The sequence below is a fragment of the Rhizobium azibense genome (genome assembly GCF_004342325.1).
GTDB lineage: Bacteria > Pseudomonadota > Alphaproteobacteria > Rhizobiales > Rhizobiaceae > Rhizobium > Rhizobium etli_B.
The window spans coordinates 13,743-24,457 of sequence record NZ_SMBJ01000010.1 but is presented as its reverse complement, the minus strand read 5'-3'; the positions used below and the strand labels follow the sequence as shown (position 1 = coordinate 24,457).

Annotated in this window: 15 protein-coding genes; 8 read left to right on the top strand and 7 right to left on the bottom strand. The window is 58.8% G+C overall.

Annotated features, from left to right (window positions below; all coding sequences use genetic code 11):
- Window positions 1-903, bottom strand: coding sequence for a branched-chain amino acid ABC transporter permease (locus EV130_RS23595; RefSeq protein WP_074062069.1), 903 nt, complete (start codon window positions 901-903; stop codon window positions 1-3).
- 77 nt (window positions 904-980) lie between these two features.
- Between EV130_RS23595 and EV130_RS23590 the strand changes: the two genes are divergently transcribed.
- A complete protein-coding gene (locus EV130_RS23590; protein WP_132661621.1) occupies window positions 981-1,301 on the top strand; it encodes a hypothetical protein in 321 nt (106 codons plus the stop codon).
- On the opposite strand, the gene EV130_RS23585 is transcribed toward EV130_RS23590, so the two are convergent.
- A complete protein-coding gene (locus EV130_RS23585; RefSeq protein WP_132661619.1) occupies window positions 1,274-1,666 on the bottom strand; it encodes a VOC family protein in 393 nt (130 codons plus the stop codon). The genes EV130_RS23590 and EV130_RS23585 overlap by 28 nt on opposite strands.
- A gap of 194 nt (window positions 1,667-1,860) precedes the next feature.
- Between EV130_RS23585 and EV130_RS23580 the strand changes: the two genes are divergently transcribed.
- On the top strand, window positions 1,861-2,343 hold the full coding sequence (locus EV130_RS23580; protein WP_132553670.1) for a methyltransferase family protein: 483 nt from the start codon (window positions 1,861-1,863) through the stop codon (window positions 2,341-2,343).
- A 124-nt stretch (window positions 2,344-2,467) separates the two neighbouring features.
- Here the strand turns inward: EV130_RS23580 and EV130_RS23575 are convergent, their stop codons facing one another.
- Complete coding sequence (locus tag EV130_RS23575) at window positions 2,468-3,157, bottom strand: VOC family protein (protein ID WP_132553668.1); 690 nt, start codon at window positions 3,155-3,157, stop codon at window positions 2,468-2,470.
- A gap of 298 nt (window positions 3,158-3,455) precedes the next feature.
- Between EV130_RS23575 and cysQ the strand changes: the two genes are divergently transcribed.
- Together cysQ and sciP are read left to right on the top strand one after the other, a co-directional pair.
- On the top strand, window positions 3,456-4,268 hold the full coding sequence (cysQ, locus tag EV130_RS23570; protein ID WP_074062073.1) for a 3'(2'),5'-bisphosphate nucleotidase CysQ: 813 nt from the start codon (window positions 3,456-3,458) through the stop codon (window positions 4,266-4,268).
- A 398-nt stretch (window positions 4,269-4,666) separates the two neighbouring features.
- Window positions 4,667-4,942 carry a CtrA inhibitor SciP gene (gene sciP, locus EV130_RS23565; protein ID WP_007533628.1) on the top strand — a complete coding sequence of 92 codons (276 nt, stop codon included), beginning with the start codon at window positions 4,667-4,669 and terminating at the stop codon, window positions 4,940-4,942.
- Window positions 4,943-4,966: 24 nt separating this feature from the next.
- On the opposite strand, the gene EV130_RS23560 is transcribed toward sciP, so the two are convergent.
- Window positions 4,967-5,425: a paraquat-inducible protein A gene (locus tag EV130_RS23560; protein WP_132661864.1), complete on the bottom strand. Its 459-nt coding sequence runs from the start codon at window positions 5,423-5,425 to the stop codon at window positions 4,967-4,969.
- 115 nt (window positions 5,426-5,540) lie between these two features.
- Here EV130_RS23560 and EV130_RS23555 point away from each other — a divergent pair, with 115 nt between their 5' ends.
- Window positions 5,541-5,819 (top strand): GNAT family N-acetyltransferase, encoded by a 279-nt coding sequence (locus tag EV130_RS23555; RefSeq protein WP_074062075.1) that lies wholly within the window; start codon window positions 5,541-5,543, stop codon window positions 5,817-5,819.
- A gap of 87 nt (window positions 5,820-5,906) precedes the next feature.
- Here the strand turns inward: EV130_RS23555 and EV130_RS23550 are convergent, their stop codons facing one another.
- Window positions 5,907-6,257: a flagellar export protein FliJ gene (locus EV130_RS23550; protein WP_074062076.1), complete on the bottom strand. Its 351-nt coding sequence runs from the start codon at window positions 6,255-6,257 to the stop codon at window positions 5,907-5,909.
- A gap of 441 nt (window positions 6,258-6,698) precedes the next feature.
- Between EV130_RS23550 and ctrA the strand changes: the two genes are divergently transcribed.
- The gene (ctrA, locus tag EV130_RS23545) at window positions 6,699-7,400 is read left to right on the top strand and encodes a response regulator transcription factor CtrA (protein WP_003542362.1); all 702 of its coding nucleotides are present in this window, start codon (window positions 6,699-6,701) and stop codon (window positions 7,398-7,400) included.
- Window positions 7,401-7,524: 124 nt separating this feature from the next.
- On the opposite strand, the gene EV130_RS23540 is transcribed toward ctrA, so the two are convergent.
- Both EV130_RS23540 and chpT read right to left on the bottom strand, forming a co-directional pair.
- Complete coding sequence (locus tag EV130_RS23540) at window positions 7,525-7,887, bottom strand: response regulator (RefSeq protein WP_074062077.1); 363 nt, start codon at window positions 7,885-7,887, stop codon at window positions 7,525-7,527.
- 120 nt (window positions 7,888-8,007) lie between these two features.
- Window positions 8,008-8,658 (bottom strand): histidine phosphotransferase ChpT, encoded by a 651-nt coding sequence (gene chpT / locus EV130_RS23535; protein ID WP_196776285.1) that lies wholly within the window; start codon window positions 8,656-8,658, stop codon window positions 8,008-8,010.
- 185 nt (window positions 8,659-8,843) lie between these two features.
- Here chpT and EV130_RS23530 point away from each other — a divergent pair, with 185 nt between their 5' ends.
- Both EV130_RS23530 and EV130_RS23525 read left to right on the top strand, forming a co-directional pair.
- Window positions 8,844-9,440: a DUF1134 domain-containing protein gene (locus EV130_RS23530; protein ID WP_074062079.1), complete on the top strand. Its 597-nt coding sequence runs from the start codon at window positions 8,844-8,846 to the stop codon at window positions 9,438-9,440.
- Between the two features lie 120 nt (window positions 9,441-9,560).
- Window positions 9,561-10,715 carry a coiled-coil domain-containing protein gene (locus EV130_RS23525; protein WP_132661617.1) on the top strand — a complete coding sequence of 385 codons (1,155 nt, stop codon included), beginning with the start codon at window positions 9,561-9,563 and terminating at the stop codon, window positions 10,713-10,715.

The following is a 10,715-nucleotide window of genomic DNA, read 5'->3' as shown; positions in this document are numbered from 1 at the left end:
TTATACCTTCTCGACTTCCGGCCGTCCGAGAATGCCGGTCGGCTTGAAGATCAGGACGAAAGCGAGGATCGCAAAGGTCGCGACATCCTTGTAGGCGATCGTGAAATAGGCGGACCAGAGCGATTCGATGAGGCCGATCATCAGTCCGCCGAGAACGGCACCCGGCAACGAGCCGATGCCGCCGAGAACGGCTGCGGTAAATGCCTTGACGCCCGGCGTGAAGCCGTCGTTGAACGAGGCGACGCCATAATACATCAGGTACATCGTGCCGGCGACAGCGGCGAGCGCAGCACCCATGATGAAGGTGATGGAGATCGTCTGATCGACGTTGACGCCGAGAAGAGCGGCCATCTTGCGGTCCTGCTCCGTCGCGCGCTGGGCGCGTCCGAGGGCCGTGCGGTTGACGATGTACCAGAAGGCGGCCAACAGCACCACGGTGATGAGGATGATGATGATCTGCTTCAGCGAGACCGAAATACCGCCGATATTGTAGACCGAACCGACGAGCGGCGGAATCGGCTTGTTGCGCGGACCCTGCGTCACCTGGATGAAGTTGGACAGCGTGATCGACATGCCGATGGCGGTGATCAGCGGCGCCAGGCGGAAGGAACCGCGCAGCGGCCTATATGCAACACGCTCGATCGTCCAATTCCACAAACTCGTCATCAGCATCGCAACGATAAGCATCAGCAGCAGAAGAACTGCGACCGGAAAGCCTGCAAAGATGGATGTGAGAACGAGAAAGACGATAAGAGCGGCGAAACCACCGAGCATGAAGATATCGCCGTGGGCGAAATTGATCATGCCGATAATGCCATAAACCATCGTGTAGCCAATAGCGACAAGGCCATAGATGGATCCGAGCGTCAGCCCATTGAAGAGCTGCTGGACGAAATACTCCATATGTCATTTCCCCTGGATGCGAGCCAACATGACTGCATCTCTTTTTGGTCTGTAGTTCCCTTTTATCGGAACCTCATATGCGGCATCCATACCGTTTTCCGCGAAAATGTGAAGACAAAAAGGCTTTACTGGGTCAGATTCTTGGCGAAACGGACGTAAATGGCGCGTTTCGGGCCAAAATCCACATTAAAGAGGCATTCCCTGAGGAAATTTTAGTCAGAAACCGGCTGCGGATTGGCCAGATCGCCTCCGAGGCGGGCAAGGTGGGCAGCCTTAAGCATGACACTTATTCCATAAAACCGGAACTTTTGGGAAATTCCTACGAAAATCCACGGCCCGAGGCGAAAATCGTTTCAATCGACGGCAATTCTCACGGATTCCAGCCGCCGCTGCCGTAAGGACGCGTGATGATTTCGAGCAGGTGTCCGTTCGGATCTTCAAAATAGAGACCGCGTCCGCCGTCGTGGTCATTGGTTTCGCCCGGCTTCTTCTGGCCGGGATCGGCCCAGTAGCGCAGCTTCCGCTCTCGAAGCCGATCAAATATCGCGTCGAATTCAGCCTCGCCGACCAGGAAGGCGTAGTGTTGGCTGACGATCTCGCCTTTCGTATCCATGTAGTCGAGATTGGCGTCGTTGTCGGTCGTGACCATGTAGAACGGCCCCCAGTGCCGCGGCGGCGGCAGGCCCAACATGTCAGCCAGGAAATTTGCCGAGGCCTTGCTGTCTCGGGCCGACGGGATCGTATGGTTGAAGTGGACGGCCATGTTGGTCTCGCGGAAATGGAGGGAGCTGCAACGGCGTGGGGTTTGCCGGTTAACACGCCCGCCCGCCTCTTTGTTCCGGGCGGCCGCACTTTGAGCCACCCTGTTTACGCCGCACTGACTTCAATTCTCTTTCGAAGCGACGTAGACTCGAAGCGCTGGAGGGCCCTGGCAGGCCAGGGAGATCGGACGGAGGCATGAACGAGGTGAGCGGGAACTGGCGCGACAGCTCAGGCGCGGCGATACGGCCGCCGATTGCCTGGGCGCTCGCCCTCATTGGCGGGTTCGCGCTCGACTGGCTCTATCGGCTGCCTTTCCTGCCGACGGCCATGCCGGCCGGTGCGCTCGGCGGCATCGTGTTCCTCGCCGGTCTGGCACTGCTGGTCTGGGCGGCGGGAACCTTCCGCCGTGCAGGCACGCAGATTCAGACCACCCGGCCAACGTCGACGATCGTCGAGGAGGGCCCTTACCGTTTCACGCGCAACCCGATCTATATCGGCATGTTTCTCGGCCTCATCGGCGTCGCCATCGCCATCGACAGCCTGTGGCTCATCCTCGTATTGGTGCCGTTCTATCTCGTCATCCGCTATGGCGTGGTCGCCCGCGAGGAGGCCTATCTCGAGCGGAAGTTCGGCGACGTCTATCTCGCCTACAAAGCCCGCGTCCGGCGATGGCTGTAGCGGCGGCGAGAACCCGACTGCGGAGCGGGTCGAGACGCGACATTTGCGGCATCATCGGCAAGGTCCGGTCCCTGTGGCGCAAATGCCTCGCAAGGACCATTGTGGTTGCCGTACCAGTTACCCCTTACAGCGGCAGCTGCTTGCCGGCCTGCTCGCTGACAATGTACTCGGCGTACCAGTCCGGCCAATCCTCGTCGTGCTCGCCCGTCAGCTTCTCGTGCTCGCCGTGCGCGGTCGCCGCACGCCGCAGGGCGGCCGCGAGCTCTTTGGAGGAGGTGAATGTCGTGTCGTCGGCGTCCACGCGTCCGGGCAATCGGGCGGTGATCTCCTGGAGCAACCAGCCGTTACCGTCTGGATCGCTGAATGAGGCGAACGAGCGGTAGCTGCGATTGTCGGGATCCGGACCAGGGACCCGGAGCCGCCCAAACAGGTAGGGTTCGTCGGGGCCGGCATACTCGCCGCTGGCGTCGTGGAACACTTCGCTGACCCCGACCCCACGATCGAGCAAATCGCGCCGGGCGGCCTTGATGTCGGAGACGATCAAGTACAGGCCCTGCGCGGAGCCGGGTGATGCTGCGGTGACGTTCTGGCCGAAGATAACCGAGCACCCGGAGCCAGGCGGCGTGAACTGGATCACGCGGAAGCCCTCTTCGGCGGCGAAGTCGGCGTCGAGCCTCCAACCCAGATCGCTGTAAAAGCTCTTAGCACGATCCACATCCGAAACAGGAATAACCACGATCTCGAGCTTCATGTCGATCCCTCGAGTTCTGAGGCTCTCGACAACGGTTTTTCCATGCTCTTGGCTATTGCTCATGTGGAGCTCCTTAGGTTGGCATCCTTCAGGGCGGCGTAACATGCCAGGGGAGTGGATCACAGCGGAGACGTGCAGTCGAATCAAATATGATGTTGTGCTAATGAACCCTGGCCTCCATCAGGGAGAACTCCGATTGTCCTGATGAGATAACCGTTTGCTCCTCGCATGGCCCCTTGGGTCACTAGCTATTTTCTCGAATGACAGCCATGCCCGGCGCAAAAGGGTGGCTCGATCACCATATATGTCTTTATATACGACTTCATATTGCTTGCGGATGCTGACATCCGTCGAGGGGAACATGTTAGCGATATTCGAAAAGGCGGCCCTTGAGGCGGGTAGAACGATCATCGCCATCTTCGAAGAAGGGTGCGCTGTCGCGACGAAAGCAGATTCAAGTCCCGTGACACGCGCGGACGAAGAAGCGGAGCGGATCATCCTGGCCCATCTTGCCCAAAGCTATCCGGACATTCCGGTAATTGCCGAAGAATCGGTGGCGGCCGGCCACGTGCCGGATATCGAGGGAAAGGCTTTCTTCCTTGTCGACCCGCTCGACGGCACGCGCGAGTTTGTCGACAGGCGGCCGGAATTCACGGTCAACATTGCCTATGTGGACCATGGCGTGCCGCTTGCCGGCTTCGTCTACGCGCCGGCACTGGCTGTTGCTTTTGCAGGCAAGGCAGGACACGCCGAAAAGCTCCTCATCGGAGCCGATTTTACCGTGACGGAACGCATTGCAATCACGGTCCGCGCACCACCAGCCACGCGCCTGGCGCTTGCCAGCCGCAGCCACAAGAGCCCCGCAACCGACAGCTTTCTCATCGACCAGTCGATCTTCGAATGCACCAATATCGGCTCTTCGCTGAAATTCTGCCTGCTTGCAGAGGGAAAGGCCGACGTCTATCCGCGTTTCGGCCGGACGATGGAATGGGATACGGCGGCGGGCGACGCGGTCCTGCGCGCTGCCGGCGGCACGACCGTTACCATGGACGGATTACCGCTGACCTACGGCAAAACCGGCGGCAAGGCGGATTTCGACTTCGCCAATCCCGACTTCATCTCCTGGGGCGGCAAGGACCGGGCTGTGCCGCTGCGCACGGCTTTGCAGCCTTAAGATCAAAAGCGGGACATGCAGCCGGCCGTGACGGCGAGGGCGGCCCTCCCGCCCGAAACACCGCTCGAGGGCAACCGTTTTCGGGCTGCTCATTCCATCAGCGAACACCGCCATCTTGCGTCGTCCAGCCTGCAAGCGGCACCCGACTCTCGATCATTGCGACCGGCACCGCCCACTGCGCGTTCAGCGTCGGAAAGAACGCGGGTAAGCGCCATCGGTAATATGGATTCGGCATGGGAGCCATGCATCCGGTACAGATTGACGCTGCGGCATGCAGGCCACCGAGGCGAGCGGTGGGGCAGCTAAAGTTGTTATCAAAGTGTTACTGTGCGCTTAGGCAATTTTTAAATGTGACAAGCTAGAGTGCCCGCGTGGTCTTGAGTTGTGTAGAGAGTCCAATGACCGAAATGATACGTCCCCGAGTAAAATATGTCATCGGCCCCGATGGCAGCCCGCTGACGATTGCGGATCTTCCGCCGCCGAATACCCGGCGCTGGGTTATCCGTCGCAAGGCTGAGGTTGTCGCCGCGGTACGCGGTGGCCTGTTGAGCTTGGAAGAAGCCTGCGAGCGTTACACGCTCACCGTCGAAGAATTCCTGTCCTGGCAGTCGTCGATCAACAGTCACGGCCTTGCCGGCCTGCGAACGACGCGTATCCAGCAATACCGTCACTGAACCATCTGCCTCAGGCAAAGGCGTTTATCTCGGGCCGGACGCATTTCCCTGAAGGGAGTGAAGAAGGCCCGAAATTATTGTTGACGCCGCGTAGCACCACAGTCCGGGTTGGGTAAAAGCATCCGCAAGGCCCGTCGTCTTCGCCGCCGCAATCACGATCGCCACCAGTAAAACGTCCATCATCGACCACTTGGAGAGATACGGTACGGCGTGACGATAAAACCAGCTGCCGGTCCCGCCGCCGGCAGCCGTCGCCTCGGCGGCAATGCCGATGATCTTGAGGATCGGCAATACGATTGACACGATTGCGACGATCAGCGCGAGCGGAATATCCCCTCCGCTCCAGAGCGAAGCAACGATCTCCACCAGCGACGGCGTTTCATCGAAGAAGTAGAGCTTCTCGAATCGGATCAGAGGCAGTACCAGCCCAAGCGCCAGGAAGAATGGTGCTGCAGCAAGCAGTACCGGCCGGATTCCCACCAGTCTCTCATCGAATTCCCCTCGGATTGAACACTGTGTCGTCTCCTCGACCGGCTTGGCATGGCATGGCCGACATGTCACGGTCTGCCTAGCAACATCGGTTTTCGGAGAAAATACAATGGATATTCGCAGCGAAGACAATGCCTCGGGCGGCCGGTATGTGGCCAAGGTCGACGGACACGAAGCCGAGATGAGCTATTCCCGCACGTCGCCGAAGCTCGTCATCATCGATCACACCGGCGTGCCGGATGCCCTGCGCGGCAAAGGCGTGGGTCAGGCGCTTGCGCTTTATGCCGTCGAAGAGGCAAGAAAGGGCGGCTGGAAGATCTTTCCGCTCTGCCCGTTCTTCAAGGCGCAATCACAACGCCACCAGGAATGGCGCGACGTGGTGAACTGACAGCACCAAAAGCCATGTATGACGGACTTACGGTCCGTCATACATGGCTTCTTGAGGACGCCGCAGCCGGCGTCCGCGGCCGATCGATCAGGCGCGGGCCCGAATGGCGCTGTCGCGCTCTTCGAGCGCGGTAGCGCGGGCATATTCCGCCTGCATCTCCTCGAGCGCCTGCTCCAGCGACTCTTCCTGCATCTTCAATTCCTTGATGGAAACCTGAAGATTGTCGGCGCGCTGGCGAGCCGCCTTTGCGAAGGTCGGGTAGGCGAAGTGATTCGGGTCGGAAATGCCGGATTTCTTCTCTTCGATGACGATCTGACTCTCCAGATCCTTCGTCATTCGTTCGAATTCCGACATCATCATCTGCAATTGCTGCAGCTGACGTCGTTTTTCGTTCACCTGAAACTCCTTCAGGCGAACTAGGCTCTCACGCGACTTCATACGCATTACTCCAGTGATGCGAGATCCCGGCTCAACTAAAATTGCCCTTGCGCACCGGTTTGAAACGGCCTGCCAAAAAAATTTCCGTCGGTATTAACAAAAACCTACCGCTGGTAACCTTTCGTTTACGGGCATCGTTAATGATAGTGCCGATGATTTAAGGGTCGGTAAACATCACTACGCGATTTCCAGATCCTGTTCATTGGTGAGTCGAATGAATCGCTTACCGGCCGTTCTTAATGTGAAAGTTAAGGAATTGGCGTTGCGGATTCTCATTGGAAAACAGCGAAATGGGGAAATTGCTTAATAAATTCGTTACCTCTTGCCAGAGTGAATCAGAATTTGTTAACCATTTCGTGGCAGCTTCCAAATCACGCAGTGAAGTATTCGGTATCGCGTAGGGGGCCAGACCACCTTTCGGCGGCGGTAAAGGGGATAATAATGCGGGTACTACTTATCGAAGACGACAGCGCGACAGCGCAGAGCATCGAACTGATGCTGAAATCCGAAAGCTTCAACGTCTACACCACCGATCTCGGTGAGGAAGGCGTCGATCTCGGCAAACTGTATGATTACGACATCATCCTTCTCGATCTGAACCTTCCCGACATGTCCGGATATGAAGTGCTGCGCACTCTCCGCCTGTCCAAGGTCAAGACACCAATCCTGATCCTCTCCGGCATGGCAGGCATTGAAGACAAGGTCCGCGGCCTCGGTTTCGGCGCCGACGACTACATGACCAAGCCGTTCCACAAGGACGAATTGGTCGCACGCATCCACGCGATCGTCCGCCGTTCCAAGGGCCATGCCCAGTCGGTCATCATGACCGGCGAGTTGATCGTGAACCTCGACGCCAAGACCGTTGAAGTCGGCGGCCAGCGTGTTCACCTGACCGGCAAGGAATATCAGATGCTGGAGCTGCTTTCGCTCCGCAAGGGCACGACCCTGACCAAGGAAATGTTCCTCAACCACCTTTACGGGGGCATGGACGAGCCCGAGTTGAAGATCATCGACGTTTTCATCTGCAAGCTGCGCAAGAAGCTCGCAAATGCTGCCGGCGGCGCAAACTACATCGAAACCGTCTGGGGCCGCGGCTACGTTCTGCGCGAGCCGGATGGCGCCGAATACGCCGAAACCGCCTGAGACGCCGAATTCCCCTTTTCGATCATGAGATATCCCGCTCCGGCGGGATTTTTCGTCTTTATGCACGCGACTTGCAAAGGCCAAGCCGCCCGCAGGCGGCTTAGACCTTGAAGAATAAAGGGAATCAGGCGGCGATCGCGCGGTTGCCGAAGACGGCAGTCAGAATCTTGCGGTCGAAGGGCTTCAGCAGGAAGTCGGTGGCGCCTGCCCGCTTGCCCATCATCAGCTTCTTGAGATCGGCCTCGATCACGCAGTAGTAGATCTTGACGTCCTTGCCGCCCTCCATCTCCCGGATGGCGCAGATCAGTTCGAGGGCGCCGTCCATGCCGGAATCGACGATCATGTATTCGGGAAGCTCGGCCTGGCAGCGCGAAAGTGCTTCGCTTGCGTTGGAGGCCTCACTGACAAGGAAATCGAGTTCGGAAAGAATACGCTTTCCGACTTTGCGGACGACATCCGAACTGTCAGTGATCATGAACCGCTGCATGCCTGCTCCTTCGCTCCACTTCTACTCCAGTGGGGCTTCCTCAGTCCTTGAGAATAGGTCCATTAGGCTAAGGAAGTGTTACCCGGGACGTGACAAGGCTGCAGTGATGCAACCTTAACGCTAGGCAGAAACCGTCTCCGCGGTGAAGATGATTTCTTCGCCCGTCGCGCTGTGGCCGAGCTCCATGCCGCACTCTTCGGCAAGCAGGACCGTGTAGTAAGGCTGGATCGAATGTGCATCGATCGCCTCCTCGACCTGGCCGGACGTGATTTCCACGAACTTCGCCGGCAGGCGCATCAGCTTGCCCTTGGCGACGATCTTGAACCTGGCGTCGAACTCTGGATTCTCAAGCGTCACCTCCAGCGAACCGCCGCGCGGGATCGAGGAATAGGCAACCAGGAAGAGATTGAGCAGCAGCTTGACGCGATTTTTCGCGACGATGGCGCGTGGCCCGTTCCAGGTCACCTCGGTCTTCTTTTCGGCGGCTGCGAAGTCCTTGGCTGCGCGCTCTGCCTCGCCGGTATCGATCGAAGCGCCGACCGAACCGGAGGCGCCAAACGCGAGCCGTGCAAATTTCAGGCGAACCGAGGCATTGAGCGCACTCGTGCGGATGAGGTCCATGGCGTCCGAATCGGCGCCGCCTTCGTCCAGCAGCTCGAGACCGTTGTTGATCGCGCCGACGGGCGAGATGACGTCATGGCAAACACGGCTGCAAAGTAGCGCGGCCAGATCCGGGCCGGTCAATGTCATATTGGGGTTCTTGGACATCATCGTCTCCTAAAGGCGGCAAGAGTCTTTCCGCCTATCATGCTTGATCAAGATTGCACGAAGTTTGCGCCGTACTCGCCGCCATAATGACACCATATTTGGTAAACCGATTGTTAAGACGATCCGCGCAAAATGCATTCACTGCCGGAAACGGCTCATCGAACCGACCATGATGAACGGATGACACCATGCGCCTTCAATTCCCCGGAAGATTTATGGGCTTTTGCCGGCTCTTCGTCGCATTGGCCATTCAAGCATTCGTGCTCTCCGCGCAGCAGGCGGCAGCACAGCAGGCCAACAGCAATCAGTACACCATGCAGGAGATCGTCGACGCTGGCCATTCCTTTTTCGGATCGACCAGCGGCGGACTGGCAAAGGTCGTTGAAGCGGCCTTTCAAAAATACGGTCTGCCCAACGGTTACGTTTTGGGACAGGAAGGGTCCGGCGCCTTCATCGCCGGCCTGACCTACGGGGAAGGCCAGCTCAACACCAAGAACGCCGGCGCGCATTCGCTCTACTGGCAGGGACCGTCTCTCGGCATCGACTACGGCGGCCAGGGCACGCGCGTCATGATGCTTGTCTACGACCTGCCTTCGATCGACAGCATCTATGCCCGCTTCGGCGGTGTCAGCGGCCAGGCTTTCGTGATTGCCGGCTTTGGCATGACGCTGCTCAAGAACAACAATGTTCTGGTGGTTCCGATCCGGACCGGTGTCGGCGCCCGCCTGGGCATCAACGTCGGCTATCTGAAAATCACGCCCGGCCCGACCTGGAACCCCTTCTAAGACCGCGTTCGGCGGCGGGATTCTTGCCCGCCGTCACCTATCCGCCACTTGCTCTAGGCGCAGCGCGTGCTTTAATCATTGGCACTGACGCAAATCAATCCTTAACGCAGTGGCCGCGCCGTGATCGAATATGCTCTTCTGTTCGGACTGGGTTTCCTGACGGCGGCGTTCCTCGTCTTCCTGATCTCGCCTGCAATCCATCGCCGCATCGTCTGGTACACAGAAAACCGCATGAAGGCGACAATGCCCCTCACCCCGCAGGAAGTCCGGGCGCAGAAGGACATGGTACGGGCGCTCTACGCTGCGGAGAATGCCAGAACCGCACAGGACCTGATACGCGAGCGCGAAAAATCCCTGTCCCTGCAGCTTCGCCATGATTCCCTTGCGCTCGATGCCGGCCGTTTGTCCTCCCAGCTTAGTGCATTGCAGGGGCAGATTGCCGATCTGAACGTCGAGGCTGCCGAAATGCGCTCCCACCTGCGCAAGGACGAGACCTATATCAGCCAGCTGAAGACGAGCTTGCATATCGCCGAACAGGCGAGTTCTGCGAAGGAAAGCGAGATCGAGGCGCTGCGAACGCGCCTCAGCAAGCTCGCCGAGCAGGCGGACAACCTCAAAATCGACATAGCAGCGCGCGAAACCGAGATCGAAAGTCTGAAATTCCATGCAAATGCGCTGCGCGCCGAACGCGACACGTTGCGCCAGGACGTCAATCTTGTGCAGAAGCGGGCCAAAGACGCCGAGCAGAAGCTGACGCAGCAGGAGCATTTGGTGATCCGCCTGGAAGACAAATCCGCGCGCGAGACTGCTGCCGCTGCCGACAAGGAAGCGCTTCTCGGCCGCCGCCAGCAGGAAATCGCCAAGCTCAAGGAGCAGGTAAAATCGCTCAATGCCAGCCTGCGCAAGGCAAACCGCGTGCTTTTCGATGCGGGTCTGGCGACGGTCGAAACCAAAGGGGAGGAACTGATGCAGGAAGAATCTCCGGCTTCCGAACTTGATTCAGCAGCGGTTGCCGCCCGCCTTGCCGAAGAAGTTCGCGCCCGCAGCGCCGCCATTTCCGATCGCATTTCAAAGGCGAAGGCAACGACGGACAACGACAGCGCCATGCGCGAAGAAATCGCCTCGATCGCCGCCGGCATGGTGGCGCTGACGGCGCTTAACGAGGGGCCATCCTCGCCGATCCGAGACCTTCTGCCGGCGGATGCGGGCAACGAAGAGGGCGAACGCGTGAGCCTTGCCCAGCGTGCCGCAACGATCCTGTCGCAGCCCGGCTGA

Excerpts from the sequence above, each read along its gene's own strand:
- sciP (WP_007533628.1), top strand. The coding sequence starts at position 4,667 with ATGACCGAAATGATACGTCCCCGAGTAAAATATGTCATCGGCCCCGAT.
- EV130_RS23555 (WP_074062075.1), top strand. The coding sequence starts at position 5,541 with ATGGATATTCGCAGCGAAGACAATGCCTCGGGCGGCCGGTATGTGGCC.
- chpT (WP_196776285.1), bottom strand. The coding sequence starts at position 8,658 with ATGATGTCCAAGAACCCCAATATGACATTGACCGGCCCGGATCTGGCC.
- EV130_RS23530 (WP_074062079.1), top strand. The coding sequence starts at position 8,844 with ATGCGCCTTCAATTCCCCGGAAGATTTATGGGCTTTTGCCGGCTCTTC.
- EV130_RS23550 (WP_074062076.1), bottom strand. The coding sequence starts at position 6,257 with ATGAAGTCGCGTGAGAGCCTAGTTCGCCTGAAGGAGTTTCAGGTGAAC.
- EV130_RS23575 (WP_132553668.1), bottom strand. The coding sequence starts at position 3,157 with ATGAGCAATAGCCAAGAGCATGGAAAAACCGTTGTCGAGAGCCTCAGA.
- EV130_RS23540 (WP_074062077.1), bottom strand. The coding sequence starts at position 7,887 with ATGCAGCGGTTCATGATCACTGACAGTTCGGATGTCGTCCGCAAAGTC.
- EV130_RS23580 (WP_132553670.1), top strand. The coding sequence starts at position 1,861 with ATGAACGAGGTGAGCGGGAACTGGCGCGACAGCTCAGGCGCGGCGATA.
- EV130_RS23585 (WP_132661619.1), bottom strand. The coding sequence starts at position 1,666 with ATGGCCGTCCACTTCAACCATACGATCCCGTCGGCCCGAGACAGCAAG.
- EV130_RS23590 (WP_132661621.1), top strand. The coding sequence starts at position 981 with ATGCGGCATCCATACCGTTTTCCGCGAAAATGTGAAGACAAAAAGGCT.
- ctrA (WP_003542362.1), top strand. The coding sequence starts at position 6,699 with ATGCGGGTACTACTTATCGAAGACGACAGCGCGACAGCGCAGAGCATC.
- cysQ (WP_074062073.1), top strand. The coding sequence starts at position 3,456 with ATGTTAGCGATATTCGAAAAGGCGGCCCTTGAGGCGGGTAGAACGATC.
- EV130_RS23595 (WP_074062069.1), bottom strand. The coding sequence starts at position 903 with ATGGAGTATTTCGTCCAGCAGCTCTTCAATGGGCTGACGCTCGGATCC.